Here is an 18558-nt window from a genome sequence, read left to right as displayed (position 1 = left end):
TAATTGAGAATAAATAGTTTGCGATTATGGGAAATATTTTTTTTATTTGTTCAAGTTATTTTAATAGGGGTATTAAATAACTAATATTTAAGCCATCCGAACTTGTTTGGGTGGCTTTATTTTTTTATGATGACCCTTGAAATCTAACTTACCCCTCGCTAAGGTACTCCTGTGATATAAGCATAAACAGGCGGTCGTTGTCTGTCGATTCGTCAAAACATTCTGTAAGTAATTGGTTAACCTTGTCATATTTCAACAATTTGGCCACCATCATCAGCATTCGGCAGGATGTAATATTAACATGCTCAAGTAATTGCAGGTACATAATGATGTCCATATCGCTCAAAATAGTTATTTCCTGTTTTTCATCCAGGCAAAACTGATCTTTGACAATTGATTTTATGGGATTACAGTTTTTATCCGATGGCGCTTCGCCCATATAGGCATAAACTTCGTCCATACGGGCTATCTGTTTTTTAATATCATCCCAAAACTCGTGAATGGCAAGCTGTAGATTATGGAAGGATGCCAGGCTTATAATATGCTCCATGTTATTATTGAGATAACACTTGCCAAAATAAATCCGGTTAAGGTTGTGTAAAAAAACCTGTTTTAGCGAATAGTGGTTTAAGTAATTAGGGGTATTACCGCTCATATCTTTAAAAATAAATGTTGTGATCAGTAGATTAGCCTATCGGAAGGATAACCAAAAGTAATACTTATAGGGTTAATTTTATTTTATATTTTAATGTGCCTATATAAGCTAACTTTGCCTGCTGATAAGCATGACTATGAAATATAAATTAGGCGATTTTGTTCGGTTTGTTGACGAAAAAATGGAAGGTTTTGTAACCCGAATTATTGACGACCAAATGATAGGGGTAACCGGAGATGACGAATTTGAAATTCCGGTGCTGGCCAGCAAAGTAACAACGGTACACGGCTATGAACCTGCCGGGGCAAAAAAAGCAGCTATAGTTGATGAAAAGCCTGTTGATTTGGGAGTATTTGAAAAAAAAGGCATTTATATTGGTGTGGTGACTGATGTAAAGGCACCGTCGGTAGTTCATTTTCATTTGGTTAACACTACATCATTCCACCTATTGGCTGCCTTTAGTACCGAAAAGCAGCAGCTATTTAAAGGCGAGTTTGCCGGCATAATAGCTCCATCATCCACAGAAAAAATTTACTCGGCTCAACTGGCCGATTTGCAATTATGGCCGTTGTTTACTTTCCATATTGTTTATAACACCAAACAGAATATCGAGTCACCTTTGCCATTGGTTGTAAAAGAAAAGTTTAAGGCAAAGGATTTTTCATCAACCAAAAAACAGGTGCCTTTGTTAAACCAGGCCGGCTGGCTGATAAGGCTTGACGAGCCGGATTTGGTGATAGACGCCCAAAAACTAAAAGAAAGCTTTTTTAAGCCCGCCGAAGAAAAGGTTGTATTTGAAAAACCGGTAAGCGAGGTTGATTTGCATATAGAGAAACTGCGCGACGATCATCAGTTTTTACAGGCCAGCGAAATGATCCAGATCCAGCTTGCACACTTTCACAAAGCGCTTGACTCGGCCATAGTACATCAGCTACCTGATATTACATTTATTCATGGAGCCGGCAATGGTATTTTACGGCACGAACTACATAAACTATTGGGCAAACACCCCAAAGTACAAACCTTTATGGATGCCCGTAAAGAAAAATTTGGCTATGGCGCCACAAAGGTTATCCTGAAATAATACATGGTAAATAAAACCTGCGGTAGTATAAATAACAGCGCAGGTTTTATTTACCTGAATACGTTTTCTTTTACCAAAAACAAGGGCAGCGAGCCATGATCCAGCACGCGCGAGTGAAAATCCCTGATGTTAAATTCATTGCCCTGTTTTTTTTGTAATTCCTCTTTCCATTGCAGTATTTGCAGCGCGCCGTATTTGTAAGTAACTACCTGGGCAGGCCAGCGGCGCATACGGGCTATTTCGCGCAGGGCTATGTCATCCTGGTTGCGGATGTTCTTTTTCCAGAAGGCAAGTGCTTGTTCATCCGTCCAGCCGTAATAGTTTAGCCCAACATCAAGCGGTACACGTACCGATCGTACTATATCCCATTCCCATTTGCCCAACTCATCATAGGGCGTTTGATATACCCCTAATTGCTTGCCTAATTCTTCGGTATATGCACCCCAGCCTTCGGCAAAGCCCATGTAATAAAAAAGCTGCTGTACTGCCGATGTTTTGGTTTTGCTTTCAACACTTGCCTGGTAGTGGTGCCCTGGAACGGCTTCGTGAATAAACAGCCAATCGTATTGGCGCTTATTGTAAGGCTTATCAAAAAGGTTATAATAAAAAGTATTGTTATCGTAATAGCCCGGTGTTTGCGCCAGTTGCTTACTCTCGCCTGCTTTTATTTTTAAAGGGTTTGGCTCCGCATCATTAAACAGCCTGGGCAGGTTGGTATATATAATTGCTTTGGTATGCTCAAAGCTTTCTTGCACTACTTTAGGGTCGCTTTCAAAAAAAACGGCATCATTTAAATGTTTATAAAAAACATCATCTGGTAAACCGGTTTGTTGCCGCACTAATTCAATGTGCCGCTGTACGCGGGCCACTTCCGTAAGGCCAAATTTGTAAATCTCGTCGGGTGTTACTTTGGCGCTTACCCAACGTTTCAGTAAATAGGCATACCATGCCTTACCGTTGGGTATAGTTATAATGCCGCCTGCCGGTATTTTGTCGGGTCGGTGTTTTACCCATTCCTGTTCCAGCGCAAGGCGCTCCAGGTTTAGCCCAGTTTCATAGGTGATCAGGTTATAGTCCAGCTTTTGTGCTTGCGTTAGTTTATCGGCTTTATAATTTAAAAGGCTTGTCTGAGCCCAGGTAAAAAAAGCAACTTGCTTTTGTATGCTTTCAGGGCTGCCAATGTGTTCTAGCCCACTTACATAACTCAGCTCAAGCTGCGGCAGGTTAAGGGCATTGTAATCCTTTACAAACTTGTCCGAAAAAGCATCAAACTTTTCCTGCGCGCCGGCATTAACTAAGCACAGCATAAAAAAGTAAAAACAACATAAACTTATCTTCATCAACTGGTATTTGAATGGTTATATATTCGATGATAATTTGGTACCGATGTTACAAAACATGCGCTTTATAATGTAAATTGTAACCGCTATGTATAAAATTATTTTTGCCACTCTCTTATTAATTATGGGTAATAAAACTCTTGCCCAGGTAATTTATCCCGATGCGACATTACCAACTGACACCCCGAGGTTTTTTGCTGAAGGACTGCTTACAGACGGACTAAGCAACCGCGACTTTGCCATATCGCCAAAAGGCGACGAGATATTTTATACTTTACAACAGCCCCGTTTTGTAACCAGCACCATTTTACACCTTGTTAAAAATAATGGCAAATGGAGTAAGCCGCAGGTTGCCCCATTTTCGGGGCGGTATAAAGATTTGGAGGCTGCCTTCTCGCCCGATGGGCAAATGGTTTATTTCTCATCAGACAGGCCTACGGCAAGCAATCCCGTAAAAAAAGACTTTGACATTTGGCGGATTAAGCGCAAACCGAATGGTACATGGACAGAACCGGAGAACTTAGGCCCGATAGTTAACACCGATAAAAACGAATTTTACCCCAGCATAACCCACAGCGGCAACTTGTATTTTACTGTAGAGGCCGATTATGGCAAGGGCAGTGAGGATATTGTAATTTGCAAACCGGTGGCAGCTGGCGGTTTTGGCAAGCCGGAAAGCCTGCCCGAAGACATCAATACCAAATACGATGAGTTTAATGCCTTTGTTGATCCCGACGAGCAATTTATTCTTTTTAGTTCGGATGGCCGGCCGGATAACCTTGGCCGTGGAGATTTATACATGAGTCGTAAAGATAAGGCGGGTAACTGGAAGCCAGTAAAGCATCTGCCACAGCCAATTAACTCCGTAGCTATTGATTATTGCCCTTTTGTAACCTGGGATAAAAAATACCTGGTATTTACCAGCAGCAGGTTAAACAAAGGTTTGATAAATGGTAAATCCAAAAATTACGGGCAATTAAAAGAACTGTTAAGTGGTGCGGGAAACGGTTGGGATGATATTTATTGGGTAAAATTCAACCCCGATTGGTAATAGTGGAATGTATGGAATATCAGACTTGTTATAGGTAGGGGTAAAATTCGGCGAAACTCTGAACGTAGAATGACATACAATAAGAGAACTGTCATCCTGAACGTAGTGAAGGATCTATTCGCGAACTTTTCCGTCGGCGATGCATGTCGGTTAACAGATTTTTCACTTCGTTCAAGAAATAGTTCTTCACTCTGTTTATAATGACGTACTTGTAAGTTGCTGAATATCAATATAAAATTACCGTCATTGCGAGGTACGAAGCAATCCCCGACATGCTAAGTCCCACATAGTTCGGGATTGCTTCGTACCTCGCAATGAGGGTTTTATAAATGTTATTTCACAAACGTCATCACTGTTTTTTCCAGCTTACCTGGTGGTAACTCAGAATGACAAAGGGGTATTAACAGCATGTCATGGGTAGGTACGAAGCATCTATTCGCGAACTTTTCTATCAGTCATGCAGATCTGATAGATCCTTCGTACCTCAGGATGACAGGAAAATTTGATATGTTATAGGTAGCGGTCGAAGAATCTTATCATCCCTTACAAGCTATCCGGATTTGGGATAAAATTCATGAACGCCTGGAATTTTGCATAGTAATTTTGCATGTTCAACTGGTAATAGTAAGCCCCTCGTTTAGAGCCTGCTTTATCCTTATCGGCCAGTTTAATAAGCAGCCCCGTAGCCAGTACCCGTTTGCTAAAATTGCGCTTATCAATAGTGGTATTAAATACACTCTCGTACAGGATCTGTAACTGTGGTATGGTGAATTTTGTAGGCAACAACTCAAACAGGATGGGGTGCATGGCCGCTTTGTAACGGATGCGTTTGCGCGCCTGTTCAACCATTTCCTGCTGATCGAATATCAGTTTCGGCACCCGTTTTAGCTGAAACCATTCGGCATGATAATCGGCGCTTATTTGGGTTTCATATTTATGAATGTCAATTAAAGCAAAATAAGCCACAGAAACGGTGCGTTCTAATGGGTCCCGGTTCGGATCGCCAAAGGTGTATAATTGTTCAAGGTACACGCCTTCAAGGCCGGTAAGCTGTTTCAGAATACGGTTAGCCGCCTGGTCAAGGCTCTCTTCATTCTGAACAAAGCCACCCATTAAGCTCCAGTTACCCTTTTCGGGCTGAAACCCTCTCTTGATCAGCAATATTTTTAAAACCTCCCCGTCAAAGCCAAAAATTATACAATCTACAGCTAATAATAACCTGGTTTGTTTCGAATACTTCTGCATTTTTATCGTAAAGGTTTATAACAAAAACAAATATATAATAACATTTGGGATATGTGAAGCCCTGCCTGAGCCATCTCTGGCGGATAGCGTTTAATTAGTGTGTTTAAGACGGTAATCTGACAAAAAATAAGGAAAATCTGCAATGGATTTTTTGGCAAAACTTTGGTAGGGGATGGATAAGGCTATTCTCCCCAGGCAGTAATTACCAAATCGCGGCTGCCGCCATAGTTGCGGTGTTCGCATAAATAAATACCCTGCCAGGTGCCAAACGCAGGCCTGCCGTTACGGATAGGTACCATTACCGAGCTGCCTAACATTGCCGCTTTCAAGTGGGCGGGCATATCGTCAGATCCTTCATCATCGTGCCGGTAGTCGGGGTCATTTTCGGGTACAGCTTTGTTAAAATACATTTCAAAATCCAGGCGTACAGTTGGATCGGCATTTTCATTAATGGTGAGCGATGCCGAAGTATGTTGAATGAAAACCTGTAACATGCCTATCCTGATACTGGTTATTTGCGGCAGTGCCTGCAACACCTCGGCGGTTATTAAATGGAAACCTCGTTTGCGTTCGCGTAGTCTGATAGCTTGCTGGTGTATCTGCATTTTTTAAAACTGTAGTTAGGTAACAAATTTAGAGAGTATTAGTTTAAGAATGTATTATTCCCGGTAGCTACAATATTGTTTTGTTAAAATAAATTAACGTTGGGGTTTATTTTAATTATTACTTTAAATTTTGCAAAACACCAAGTAAATTGCGGCTTATAACCTATCTATGTCTATAAATATTGGTCCATCTGCCCAAACGCTTAAGGTATTGGAAACCGTTCCGGTTTCTATAGCTATTTTGTCGCCGCAATTGCTGATACTGACCGCCAGTGATCAATATTTAAGGGAAACAGAAACCATCCGCCAAAACATAGTAGGGCGCAATGTATTTGACGTTTTTCCTGATAACCCAAATACGCCGGAAGCGAAAGGGGTATTTAACCTAAATGCATCGCTGCAATCAGTTTTACGCAATAAGCAGCCCCATAAAATGGCGCTGCAGCATTATGATGTACCGCACCCTGTAGTTGCCGGCAAATTTATAACCCGCTACTGGGAACCTTTAAATACTCCTGTTTTTGACGATGCCCATAATATCCAGTACATAATTCATATGGTTACCAATGTAACCGATAGGGTATTGGCCGAAAAGGGGCTCGCACTTTCAAAAGACGAGCTTGTAACAGTTAACAGTAAATTGAGTGAGGCCAACCATGAAATACAAGCCACGGTAGAAGAATTGGAGGCGAGCAATGAAGAACTGTTGGCAACACAGGAAGAATTACAGCGGGCGAACGTATTATTAGAAGAACGGGTTGCCAGGCGTACCAAAGAACTATTTGAGAGTGAACTGAATTTAAGAACCCTGATAGCTACAGCGCGTAACCCGCTGGCCATAATAAGAGGGCGTAATTGGGTAATTGAAATAGCAAACCAGGCAATTGCCGATATTTGGGGTAAAATTGCCGGAGATATTACCGGGAAACAGCTACTGAAGCTATTGCCCGAATTAGAAGGGCAGCCCTTTGCCGCTTTCCTGGCCATGGTTTACGATACAGGTATCAGTTATGGTGAGGATGAAGAATTATTTTATTTAAATACACCGGCCGGTACGATAGTTAAATACATAAGCTTTTACTACGACCCCTTATTTGATGCAGATGGAAATGTAACCGGGATAGTAGTTGCCGCCAATGATATTACGGGGATTGTTGAAGCCCGGCAGCTGTTGGAGAAAAGTTACGACCAGCAAAAGGCGCTTAACGAAGAGATAGGTGCATCAAACGAGGAATTGGCTGCCGCAAATGAAGAGCTGCTGGCTACCAACGAAGAACTGATACAAGCAAAGGAGAATTTAAGTGCGAATATTATTGAACTGGCCGAGCGTGAGGCTAAGCTAAGTTATATGCTGGCCGATGCTCCTGTTGCAATTGCTGTATTGAAAGGCCGCAATTTTATTGTTGAATCGGCCAATAAAAAGGTTTTAGAAGTATGGGGAAAAACTGACGATATTATTGGTAAACCTCTGCAAGAAGCAATTCCGGAATGGACTGGACGAAAGTACCTGGATTTGCTGGAGAATGTTTACGCAAGCGGTAACCCTTATTACGGTAACGAAGTTAAAACCTTATTGGAACAGGAAGGGAAAATTGAAGAGGTATACTCCAACTTTGTTTATCAGCCATTAAAAGACCCGGCAGGTAAAACTATCAGTATTATGTTGCTGGCCCATGTGGTAACCGAGCAGGTAAAAGCCCGAAAAGCCATTGAACGGGCAGAAGAAAAGCAGCGTATTGCTGTAGAGGCTGCCGATATGGGTACATGGTACATTAATACAGCTACACGGGAATTAATTACAAATGGCAGGCTTAGGCAGTTGTTTGGTTTTAATGCCGACGAGGAAATGTCATACCATGCAGCTGCCCGGCAAATACCGGAACCTTACCGCGAAATGGTGCTCAACTCTATTGAACATTCTATAGAAACGGGCGCAATGCATGAAATTGAACACCCCATTGTTGGTTATCACGATAACCAAACCAGGTGGGTAAAAGCTACAGGTAAGTTATATGAAGCTGAGCCTGGCAAGCCCTCGCATTTTTCGGGTGTAATGTTTGATATAACCGACCGCCGTGAGCAGGAACAACGCAAAGATGATTTTATCAGTATTGCCAGTCATGAGCTTAAAACGCCAATTACAAGTTTAAAAGCTTCGTTGCAATTGCTTGAGCGTATGAAGGATGATCCATCGTCGCAAATGCTACCCAGGCTGATAGAGCAATCGAGCCGGAGCATGGGCAAAATAAGCGCTTTGGTTGAAGATTTGCTGAATGTGAGCCGGATGAACGAAACAAAACTACAACTTCACAAAGAGCCTTTTAATATTGCAGCCATGCTAAATGTTTGCTGCAGTCATGTGCGTATAACCGGCAAGCATGAACTTATAGTTCAGGGTGATGAAAGTTTAATTGTTTATGCTGACGAACAACAGGTAGACAAGGTATTGGTAAACCTGGTAAACAATTCTGTTAAATACGCGCCCGAGTCAAAAATTATTTATATCGTCATCGAAAAACTGGATGATTTTGCCAGGATATCTGTAAAAGATACCGGCCCGGGTATGTCAAAAGAAAAAATAGGCCATCTTTTTGATCGTTATTACCGGGCCGAACCTGCCAGCTACCAAAACGCCGGCCTGGGTTTGGGCTTATATATCAGTTCGGAAATTGTCAAACGCCATGGCGGCGAAATTGGGGTGGAAAGTGAATTAGGGCAGGGGAGTACATTTTGGTTTACATTGCCGCTGGAGTAGGTATGATGGTTCTTAGGGGATGAAATGAGTCGTCGCCTGCGTTCAAGCCGTTGTTTAGTACTTTACGTTTTGGGTTAACATAACTTAAAATATTTCAAATATATTTTTTATAAATATTTGATAACCAATGTTTTGTATTTTTTTATGGTTAACATTAAAATTAGCGAAATTTAGGTGCATCCAAATAATTACGCCTGTTGTTGGCCAATACAAATCCCTTCGTTAGCTGGATCATTTAACCACGATCAGCCAATAAAAACAAGATGTCGTTTGATGCTTACGTCTTCCCGACGCCATAAGCTCATTCCATTAGCTATTCAGATGCGTTTGCCCTGCTTTTACCTTTAACCTTTCGCCTTTAACCTTTCGCCCTTTTCCCAAAAAAAGTTTAAATTTCCTGTAACCAATTAAAATTACGGCGGTCTCCAATATATAACTAACGCAACCAGGCCTTTTTGAACGCACTAAGTGATAACACGATCATGCTCCGGGTAAAAGCCGGAGAGCTGGATAGGATGGGGCTGCTGTTCCAAAGGCATTACCGTGCCTTATATGGCTTCCTGTTCCACATGACCTATCAGCGCGAGGCCAGCGAGGATATGGTACAAACCGTGTTTTACAAAATGCTGCGGTATCGTGGCAGTTTTACGGGCGAGGGGGAATTTGTGGCCTGGATGTACCAGATTGCCCGTAACGTGTTAAAAGACAATGCCAAAAAAGGTGGAAAACAAGGCGTACACCAGGATATAGGCGAATTGGCCGACAGGCTGCCGGGAGGCACCAACGCTGATGAACATCTTGAAAAGAAACAGGCCAACGCAGGGTTATACAAGGCGATGGAAAAGCTGAGCGATGACAACAGGGAAATACTAACGCTTAGCCGTTTTCAGGAGCTGAAGTACCAGGAAATAGGGCAAATTTTAGGCATTACCGAGGGCGCTGCCAAAGTGCGCGCCTTTAGGGCTATGCAGGAGTTAAAAGATATTTACGCCAAAATGGAACGTTAAACAGATGAAGATGAATTGTGCGCAATACGAAGAAAAATTTAGCGGCTATATAAGCAATGAGTTAACCGCTGCCGGGCGTGATGAGTTTGAAAAACACGTATCGGGTTGCCAGGATTGCATGCAGCAACTTGCCGAAATGCAGCAGGTGTGGGCTTTAATGGGTGATATACAGGCACCTGAGCCAGGTGCCCATATGGAGCTAAAGTTTAAAGCTATGCTGGATACTTACAAGGAATCGGTTGAGGAGAATAAGCCTGTTTTTAGTATAAAAGAACAATTTGCCCGCTTATGGCAATGGCAACAACGCTGGCCACTGGCTTATAGCCTGGTTATAGTATTAGTTAGTTTTGGCGCCGGTTACCTGGCTTTCAGGGGAAGCACAGCAGGCAAACAGGACGAGCAGTTAAAAAATCTTACTTCGCAGGTACATGAACTAAAACAAACCATGATGCTGGCGTTGTTGGAAAACCCGTCGGCATCTGAAAGGATAAGAGGGGTAAGCTATACCAGCGAGATTAAGCATGCCGATAAGGAGGTTATTGATGCCTTGTTTGCTACCCTTAACAACGATCCGAACGTAAACGTGCGTTTAAGTACGCTGGATGCTTTAACCCACCTGGCAGCCCATCCGGAGGTGCGGCAGGGACTTATAGCATCCATCGTTCAGCAGGATTCGCCATTATTACAATCGGCCATTGCCGACGTGATGCTGAAGCTGCAGGAAAAAAAGTCGGTGAATTCGTTTAAAGAATTACTAAAACAAAAAGGGCTAAATCCTGGCGTAAAAGACAAAATCAAACAAACCATAACACAACTCATTTAAAAACAATAATTATGAAACCAGTTTTACTTGCCGTTTTTTCGGCACTCGGGCTATGCCTTGCCCAAAACAGCGTGCAGGCACAGGAGTTTAAAGAGCACATTACCAAACAATTTACCGTTAGCGGCGGCACGGTTGCAGTATACAACATTTGGGGAACTATTAAGGTAGAGGGTTACAGCGGCGACAAAGTATTAATGGAAATTGACGAAACCATCAAGGGTAAAACCCAGGCCGATGTTGACATAGCTAAAAAAGAAGTTAAACTGGGCTTTGATCAGAAAGCTGATAGTGTGATAGCTTACACTGCCGAGCCTTATGATACCCGGCCGCACACCTGGAACCGTAACGATGAAGGGCACCGGAGAGATTATACTGTACACCTGGATTACACCATCAAAGTGCCTTTTAATGCAAGCCTGGCAGTATCAACAGTAAACGATGGCCATATTACTGTTAAAGATGTATACGGATCATTAAAAGTGAACAATGTAAATGGCTCATTAGAGATCATTAACGCTAAAGGAACCACCATCGCACATACCGTAAATGGTCCGGTAACAGTGAATTATTTGGCCGTGCCCCCCGGCGAATCATCGTACCACACCATCAACGGGCAGATGAATATTACCTACCCGGCCAACCTATCAGCCGACCTGACTTTTAAAAGTATGAACGGGCAGTTTTTTACCGACTTTCCGGATGCCCAGGTGATGCCAAGCAAAGTAGTAAAAACCGAGGCAAAAAGCGGAGCCGGCACTACCTATAAACTCAGTTCAAATTCTGATGTACGCATTGGTTCGGGCGGTAAACTATTCAAATTCGAGACCCTTAACGGGAATATTTATATCAAAAAACAACAATAACAAACGATAAGATGAAAACGATAAAATTTTTAAGTGTATTAGCGATAGCCACCCTGATAACAGCCCGGCTTTTGGCGCAGGAACAACTTGTAGTTCCGCTGAGCGATCCGGGTAAACCCTTTAAACTCAACGTAGGGTTGGTCGACGGATCAATTACGGTGATAGGTTACGAAGGTAAAAGCATTGTTGTTGAAGGCCAATTGGACGACAGACACCGGGACCGTGATAAAGAAAAGGATAAAGTAAGCGGTATGCATCGCTTAAACAGCAACGGTATGGATATCAGTGCCCAGGAAAATAACAACCAGGTAACTGTACACAGCAGCATGGGCAAACAGGTTAATTTAACCATCAAGGTTCCTAAAACCACGTCCACTTTTAAAATATCAACCGTAAATGGTGGCGATATTACAGGCAGTAACCTGGATGGTGAACTGGAGGTGAGCAATGTAAATGGTTCTATAAAACTTACAGACATATCGGGATCTGTGGTGGCCACAACCGTAAACGGCCCGGTAATCGTTACGTTTAAATCCATCGACCCAAAGGCAGCTATGGCGTTTTCGACCCTGAATGGCAAAATAGATGTTACCTTTCCTGCAAGCCTGAAGGCCAATGTGAAACTGAAATCAGACAGGGGCGATATCTTTACCGATTTTGATGTATCCACCGAGCAACAAAAGCCAAACGTAACCCGCACCAATAAAGACGGCATGTACGGCCTGAAGGTTGACGAATGGGTGTACGGCAAAATTGCAGGCGGCGGCCCCGAAGTAATGATGAAAACCACCTTCGGCGCGGTTTATATCAGGAAAGCGAAGTAGTTCTTTAATTTGAAAATTTGAGAATTTGAAAATGTAAATGAAGCGCCTGGCGGGCGAAGGCTTATTCCCATTGCAACAATCATCAAACTCATTTTCAAATTTTCAAATCCTCAAATCCTCAAATCATCCTCCCATGTTCAAAAATTATCTAAAAACAGCCTGGCGCAATTTGCTTAAGAATAAGTTTTACTCGGTTATCAATATTGCCGGTTTAACGCTTGGTTTGGCTATTGGTATCCTGATACTCATTTGGGTGCAGGATGAGTTAAGTTTTGATGGTTTTCATGCCAAAGCCCCGGATATTTACCGGCTGGAGCTATTTGGGGGCACGGGTGCCAGCAGGCAGATATATAGTGTAGGCGTAGCGCCAATTGGCCCTATGGCCAAACAGCAATTACCCGAAGTAAAGGAATCTGTGCGTATTACCGGCAACTATAATTTTTCGCTGTACAAATACAAGGATAAGGTTTTTGGAGATGAGAATGCAGCCTTTACCGATCCTTCTTTTTTTTCGATGTTCGATTTTCATTTGATAAAAGGGAACGCAGGCAAGCCTTTTAATGATGATAATTCGGTCGTTATCACCCAAAAAACTGCTCAGAAATTCTTTGGCGATCAGGATCCGATTGGTAAAGTTATCAATGCAGACGGGAACAAGGCCAATTTTACAGTAAGCGGCGTAATAGCCGATTTTCCTAAAAACTCGAGCATCAATTACGATATGCTGATGCCTATGAGCTTTCACGAAAAAACGATGCTGGCAAGCAAAAACGACCTGAGTAATAACTTTAGCTTTTTTAATTACGAAACGTATTTGCAGCTTAAACCAGGTACCGCAACCAAAGCGCTTACCACCAAAATACGCCAGATTCATCTTAACCATAAGGCCGATGATACCGATGCCGAATACCTGTTGCTGCCCATAGCAAAAATGCACTTGTACAATGCCGATATGAGCGATAGGGGTATATCTACAGTGCGCATTTTTATTATTATAGCACTGTTGATATTAGTTATTGCCTGCATTAATTATGTAAACCTTTCAACCGCTCGGTCTATGCTGCGGTCAAAAGAGATTAGCATGCGTAAAATTATCGGCGCGGCCAAAATACAACTGTTTATGCAGTTTATTGTCGAGACGGCATTACTGTTTTCGCTGGCCGCGGTGCTGGCAATCGGGTTGATATTTATATTAATGCCGATGTTTAACCATCTGCTTAACAAGGAAATGGTGTTTAACCCTGGCGATTATCACGTATGGCTCATCCTTCTCGCTGCCATTGGGGGCACCTTAGCGCTATCGAGTATTTATCCTGCATTACTGTTGTCGTCATTTGAGCCGTTAAAGGCCTTAAAAGGAAAGATCTCGGCAGGTATTGGCGATGTGCTTTTTCGTAAAATATTGGTGGTAACCCAGTTTGTGTTTTCGATTGTACTCATCATCGGTACCATGGTTATTACGGGACAGTTAAACTACATCCGGCAGAAGAATTTGGGTTACGACAAGGAGAATGTGATCAGCTTTTGGATGCGTGATATGGCGTCGCACTACGATGCTGTAAAGGCCGAATTATTGAAACAGCCCGGCGTGTTGGCGGTAACCCGGTCCAACCAAAATATTATCCGTTACGGTGGTTTTACAGGCTGGTTGGATTGGGATGGCAAAAATCCGAAACAGAATATGATGATCCACCCGATTGTGGTAGATAAGGACATGGTATCCTTTTTTAAAATGAATATGAAAGAGGGCTCCACGTTTACCGGTTCGGTAGCTGATACTTCGCATTATGTGTTGAATGAAGCAGCCATTAAGGAAATGGGTATTACTAACCCTATAGGCAAAAGTTTTACCATGCAAGGCGTTAAGGGCACCATCATAGGCATAGTTAAAGATTTTCATTACGCATCTATGAAAGTGAAAATTGCACCTGCCATGTTTTGGTACAAGCCCGCGTACCTAAACACCATCTACATTAAAACCACTGGTCGCGATGCGCAAAAGGCAATAAGTGCTGCCGAAAAGCAATTTAAACAATATAATGGCGAATACCCGTTTGCCTATAATTTTTTGGATGATCTTTTCAATAAAATGTACCAAAGCGAGCAGCAGGAGGGTAAGCTATTCAGCTATTTTGCTGGCATTGCCATATTTATATCATGCCTTGGTTTATTGGGTTTGGCCGCCTATACCGCACAGGTGCGTACACGCGAAATTGGCGTTCGCAAGGTGTTGGGTGCAACTGTAAGCGGCATAGTAAGCATGCTTGCCCGCGATTTTATAAAATTGGTTTTCATAGCGATACTTATCGCGTCGCCCCTGGCCTGGTACGCCATGTACAAATGGCTGCAGGATTTTGCCTATAAGATTAATGTAAGCTGGCTGGTGTTTGTAACTGCCGGCTTTATGGCCATACTTATTGCTTTTGCTACCATAAGTTTCCAGGCAATTAAAGCCGCACTGATGAACCCTGTAAAAAGTTTGAGGAGCGAATAGGGAGGGGAAAGGCAAAGGGTGAAAGGCAAAAGGTATTGGAATGCTTTCACCCTTTATTTTGCGTTTTTGATTAGCGGTAGTTAAAATTGGCCAGCTAAAACAGCTGTGGCCTGTTAATATTGCTCTAAATCAATACCGTTTTCATTCCAACAGGTTCGGTTACAAACCATCTGTTAATAAATCCTCGAATTACATCAAGCAGGCTCAGCTTTTTTACTGGTTCAATAGCTGCTTTTTCAATAGGCAGTGCGTGATCATCAGGAGCATCTCCTTCCTGCATTTCTACCAGGATACTTTCGCGTATGGCGGGGTCGCGGTTTACGATATCGTCAAGTTCCGTTAGCTCGTTAAAAGTTGCCGTGCCGTTTTTTTGTCGTTTAATTAAAATGTCAAAACGGTCTTGTAAAAATGTGCGCCGTTCCAGTTGTTTATGGTGCTTCATGGTGCTTGCCCTTAATGAAATGTGTAAAGCAAACCAAATGCCATGCTTTTATTTAATTGTATATCAATGCATTATGCGGTATGCGTGTTCGACTTCGTTCATTTTTGATACAGCAGATGTACGCTTTCGCGCAGTGCCTGCAGCTGTTATATTGCCATTCAAATTGGGTAATTGCCTGGCATATTGCATCACGCCTTCGTGAATATTCCTAAAAGGGCTACAACCTGCGCTATTACTCTTTATTGAAGTAAGCGAGTTTTTAATAAATCCAACTTATTGTTTATTGCGTTTATGTAATAAATAATAAGCCATAACCAATGAGTGCTTTAGTAAACCACAGCGTAAAAACCATAGCCGAAAACATCCGTAATACCAGGATACGGTTGGCCTACTCGCAGGAATATCTTGCCGCCAAGTTGAATGTATCGCAAAATACCTACAGTAAAATTGAATTGGGCTATGTTAAACTAACCTTAGAGCGTTTTTTTAAGATTTGCCGCGTGTTGGAGATAGACCCGGCCGAGGTTATTAATGCCGATGGTGTAGCGGCCTAAGTTAAAAGTAAGGCCTGAAAATATATTTGTCATCCCTGGCTGTGGAGTGGCTTTTGCGAAAAGTGTAAGCGGTTTTACATCCGGGATTTCTAAACCTGCCGGACAGATAGCCCTAAAGCCCTAATTCATCCCCCTTATAATCCCTGCCTTATAAAAACTTGGTGTGGTGCCGGTAATTTTGCGAAATGCCCTGCTAAAATAATGCTGGTTGTTAAATCCTGCTTTAAAGCAGGCATCGGCAATGGTACAATACGGATTATGCAATAGTTGTTTGGCAAACTGTATCCGCTCTTTAATAATATAATCAACCGGCGAAATGCCCATTTCATGCTTAAATGCCCTGAAAAAGCTGGCCTTGCTCATATAAGCCATTTGGCTCAGGGCATCAATGTTCAGCTTTTCGGTAAGGTGGTTTTTAATGTATTGTAAAATATAAGCAAAACGGTTTCCTGTTGATAGTTGCTGCATGTTATCTTGTACAATATGCAGGTTTTGCATTTGCATGATACGTATCAAAAGCTCTTTCAGCGTTAAATTGGCCAGTACATCTTTGGTTAACACATCGCCGGTGCTTATGCTGATGAGTTTATTAATCAGCTGGGCCAGTTCATGGTTATTAAAAAAGTGGAATTGCTGGTAGTTTAGCTTCCACAGGTCGTCATCGGCACGCGGGTAATTCTCGTTCAAAAAATCAAGCGTACTTTTTATTTCATGATGATTAATGGCTAGGGCGGTGCACTGCGAAGGATTAAGCTCAGATGCCTCGGGGAAATCAATAGTCATGGTAACATTTGGGGGCACTATCACCGTTTCGCCGGGCAGGTAATCAAAACCTGGTTTATCAAACAAGTGCATTACTTTTTTGCCACGTAGCATACTGGTAATAACCAGGTCATCAAAAGTAAGCGGAACCAGTTCGCTGCGTTGATAGGTTTCGTAAATATTGAGCTCGCAGTGGCTTAACGTATATGCACGGCGATTTTCTACCAGCGTGTGCAACTCGCGTTTGCCGCTAAGTGCAAACGGAGATACCAGGTTTCTCTCGTTCATAATTGGTTTATTATTAAATAAAATTAGACATACTAATCGGTAGTTTATAATTCATTTTAAAATTGAAATTATAATGCACCCAATTGAGAGTATAGTGCAAATACCCGATACACCCGGCTGGTAACTTAGCCTAACCAATTTTAAAAATAAACAGTATGAGTGTAGCCCCAAGACCATCCTTTAAGGATAAGTACGACAATTTTATTGGCGGTAAATTTGTTCCGCCTGTTAACGGCGAATATTTTGATAATATTTCGCCCATTGATGGCAAAGTTTTTACCAAAGCCGCCCGGTCAACCAAAGAAGATATTGAGGCAGCAGTTGATGCTGCTACAGAAGCATTTAAAACCTGGAGCAAAACAGCGGCAACTACCCGCAGCAACTTATTGCTTAAAATTGCGCAGATAATAGAAGATAACCTAAGCTACCTGGCCACGGTAGAAACCATTGATAACGGGAAAGCCATCCGCGAAACCATGGCTGCCGATTTGCCGCTGTGTGTCGACCACTTTCGTTATTTTGCAGGCGCCATCCGCGCCGAAGAAAGCAGCATATCTGAGCATGATGAGTTTACTGTAAGTATTAACCTGCAGGAGCCCCTTGGCGTAGTTGGGCAGATTATTCCCTGGAACTTCCCATTACTAATGGCCACATGGAAAATAGCACCAGCTTTAGCAGCCGGCTGCTGTGTGGTTGTGAAACCGGCCGAGCAAACGCCAACCAGTATTATGGTGCTTATGGAGCTTATTGGCGATGTTTTACCTGCCGGCGTATTGAACATTGTTACCGGTTTTGGGCCCGAAGCCGGTAAGCCGCTGGCTACTAATCCACGTATCAGCAAAGTTGCCTTTACCGGCGAAACCACCACAGGCAGGTTAATTATGCAATACGCCTCAGAAAATTTAATCCCTGTAACCATGGAACTGGGTGGTAAATCGCCAAATATCTTTTTTGAATCTGTGGGCGATGCTGATGATGAGTTTTTTGACAAAGCGGTGGAAGGCGCTGTACTATTTGCCTTAAACCAGGGCGAAGTGTGTACCTGCCCATCGCGTATGCTGGTGCACGAGAATATTTATGATAAGTTTATAGAGCGCGTAATAGCCCGCACAAATGCCATCATTATGGGAAATCCATTAGATTCAACTACCATGATGGGCGCCCAGGCATCTAATGATCAATACGAGAAAATTCTGAGCTACCTGGATATTGGCAAAAAAGAAGGAGCAGAGATATTGGCCGGTGGCGGTGCTCAAAAACTGCCCGATGAGTTAGGCGGCGGTTACTATATACAGCCAACTATTTTTAAGGGGCATAATAAAATGCGCATTTTCCAGGAGGAAATTTTTGGCCCGGTGGTATCGGTTACAACCTTTAAAACTACCGCAGAGGCTATTGAAATTGCCAACGATACCCTTTACGGCCTTGGCGCCGGTGTATGGACACGCGATGCCCACGAAATTTACCAGGTGCCTCGTGCTATACAGGCAGGTAGGGTTTGGGTTAATAATTACCATGCTTACCCCGCACATGCGCCATTTGGTGGTTATAAAAAATCGGGCTTTGGCCGCGAGAATCATAAAATGATGCTGAACTACTACAGGCAAACAAAAAATATGCTGATCTCCTATAATAAGAACAAACTGGGCTTCTTTTAGCCTGGTAATGTTAAAGGCGACCGTAAAATGTTTGGGATTTTGCGGCGCCTTTTATTTTGTAAATTAATTTGCTTTACAGATTAGTAAGAGCAGAGGGTGTGTGATTCC

16 protein-coding genes are annotated in these 18558 nt (G+C 42.6%); 10 read left to right on the top strand and 6 right to left on the bottom strand.

What is annotated here, in order from left to right; genetic code table 11:
• Nucleotides 1-148: 148 nt before the first annotated feature.
• A complete protein-coding gene (locus tag FSB76_RS05350) occupies nucleotides 149-655 on the bottom strand; it encodes a DUF892 family protein (RefSeq protein WP_147052547.1) in 507 nt (168 codons plus the stop codon).
• Between the two features lie 136 nt (nucleotides 656-791).
• Here FSB76_RS05350 and FSB76_RS05345 point away from each other — a divergent pair, with 136 nt between their 5' ends.
• A complete protein-coding gene (locus tag FSB76_RS05345; RefSeq protein ID WP_147052546.1) occupies nucleotides 792-1739 on the top strand; it encodes a Smr/MutS family protein in 948 nt (315 codons plus the stop codon).
• 50 nt (nucleotides 1740-1789) lie between these two features.
• On the opposite strand, the gene FSB76_RS05340 is transcribed toward FSB76_RS05345, so the two are convergent.
• On the bottom strand, nucleotides 1790-3079 hold the full coding sequence (locus FSB76_RS05340) for a DUF885 domain-containing protein (protein ID WP_147052545.1): 1290 nt from the start codon (nucleotides 3077-3079) through the stop codon (nucleotides 1790-1792).
• Between the two features lie 124 nt (nucleotides 3080-3203).
• Between FSB76_RS05340 and FSB76_RS05335 the strand changes: the two genes are divergently transcribed.
• Nucleotides 3204-4130, top strand: a complete 927-nt coding sequence (locus FSB76_RS05335) for a TolB family protein (protein WP_158642842.1) — start codon at nucleotides 3204-3206, stop codon at nucleotides 4128-4130.
• Nucleotides 4131-4673: 543 nt separating this feature from the next.
• Here the strand turns inward: FSB76_RS05335 and FSB76_RS05330 are convergent.
• Both FSB76_RS05330 and FSB76_RS05325 read right to left on the bottom strand, forming a co-directional pair.
• A complete protein-coding gene (locus FSB76_RS05330) occupies nucleotides 4674-5375 on the bottom strand; it encodes an NUDIX hydrolase (RefSeq protein WP_147052543.1) in 702 nt (233 codons plus the stop codon).
• Nucleotides 5376-5557: 182 nt separating this feature from the next.
• Entirely contained in the window at nucleotides 5558-5980 is a 423-nt protein-coding gene (locus FSB76_RS05325) for a secondary thiamine-phosphate synthase enzyme YjbQ (RefSeq protein WP_147052542.1), read from the bottom strand.
• Between the two features lie 169 nt (nucleotides 5981-6149).
• On the opposite strand from FSB76_RS05325, the gene FSB76_RS05320 reads away from it, so the two are divergent.
• The 6 genes from FSB76_RS05320 to FSB76_RS05295 all read left to right on the top strand — a co-directional run bounded on the left by FSB76_RS05320 (nucleotide 6150) and on the right by FSB76_RS05295 (nucleotide 14746).
• The gene (locus FSB76_RS05320) at nucleotides 6150-8735 is read left to right on the top strand and encodes an ATP-binding protein (RefSeq protein WP_147052541.1); all 2586 of its coding nucleotides are present in this window, start codon (nucleotides 6150-6152) and stop codon (nucleotides 8733-8735) included.
• A gap of 482 nt (nucleotides 8736-9217) precedes the next feature.
• Nucleotides 9218-9742, top strand: a complete 525-nt coding sequence (locus tag FSB76_RS05315; protein ID WP_147052540.1) for an RNA polymerase sigma factor — start codon at nucleotides 9218-9220, stop codon at nucleotides 9740-9742.
• A 4-nt stretch (nucleotides 9743-9746) separates the two neighbouring features.
• Nucleotides 9747-10565, top strand: coding sequence for a HEAT repeat domain-containing protein (locus tag FSB76_RS05310; protein WP_147052539.1), 819 nt, complete (start codon nucleotides 9747-9749; stop codon nucleotides 10563-10565).
• An 11-nt stretch (nucleotides 10566-10576) separates the two neighbouring features.
• Nucleotides 10577-11428, top strand: coding sequence for a DUF4097 family beta strand repeat-containing protein (locus FSB76_RS05305; protein ID WP_147052538.1), 852 nt, complete (start codon nucleotides 10577-10579; stop codon nucleotides 11426-11428).
• 11 nt (nucleotides 11429-11439) lie between these two features.
• Nucleotides 11440-12252: a DUF4097 family beta strand repeat-containing protein gene (locus FSB76_RS05300; RefSeq protein WP_147052537.1), complete on the top strand. Its 813-nt coding sequence runs from the start codon at nucleotides 11440-11442 to the stop codon at nucleotides 12250-12252.
• Between the two features lie 133 nt (nucleotides 12253-12385).
• Nucleotides 12386-14746, top strand: a complete 2361-nt coding sequence (locus FSB76_RS05295; protein ID WP_147052536.1) for an ABC transporter permease — start codon at nucleotides 12386-12388, stop codon at nucleotides 14744-14746.
• Between the two features lie 124 nt (nucleotides 14747-14870).
• On the opposite strand, the gene FSB76_RS05290 is transcribed toward FSB76_RS05295, so the two are convergent.
• On the bottom strand, nucleotides 14871-15188 hold the full coding sequence (locus FSB76_RS05290) for a hypothetical protein (RefSeq protein ID WP_147052535.1): 318 nt from the start codon (nucleotides 15186-15188) through the stop codon (nucleotides 14871-14873).
• 317 nt (nucleotides 15189-15505) lie between these two features.
• On the opposite strand from FSB76_RS05290, the gene FSB76_RS05285 reads away from it, so the two are divergent.
• Nucleotides 15506-15742 carry a helix-turn-helix domain-containing protein gene (locus FSB76_RS05285; RefSeq protein ID WP_147052534.1) on the top strand — a complete coding sequence of 79 codons (237 nt, stop codon included), beginning with the start codon at nucleotides 15506-15508 and terminating at the stop codon, nucleotides 15740-15742.
• Between the two features lie 120 nt (nucleotides 15743-15862).
• Here the strand turns inward: FSB76_RS05285 and FSB76_RS05280 are convergent, their stop codons facing one another.
• The gene (locus tag FSB76_RS05280; protein WP_147052533.1) at nucleotides 15863-16792 is read right to left on the bottom strand and encodes an AraC family transcriptional regulator; all 930 of its coding nucleotides are present in this window, start codon (nucleotides 16790-16792) and stop codon (nucleotides 15863-15865) included.
• A 155-nt stretch (nucleotides 16793-16947) separates the two neighbouring features.
• Between FSB76_RS05280 and FSB76_RS05275 the strand changes: the two genes are divergently transcribed.
• The gene (locus tag FSB76_RS05275; protein ID WP_147052532.1) at nucleotides 16948-18450 is read left to right on the top strand and encodes an aldehyde dehydrogenase family protein; all 1503 of its coding nucleotides are present in this window, start codon (nucleotides 16948-16950) and stop codon (nucleotides 18448-18450) included.
• Nucleotides 18451-18558: the final 108 nt, after the last annotated feature.

The sequence above is a fragment of the Mucilaginibacter ginsenosidivorax genome, assembly GCF_007971525.1.
In the GTDB taxonomy this organism is placed as follows: Bacteria; Bacteroidota; Bacteroidia; order Sphingobacteriales; family Sphingobacteriaceae; genus Mucilaginibacter; species Mucilaginibacter ginsenosidivorax.
The sequence above is the reverse complement of the archived record's forward strand: the minus strand, read 5'-3'. Positions and strand labels throughout refer to the sequence as shown.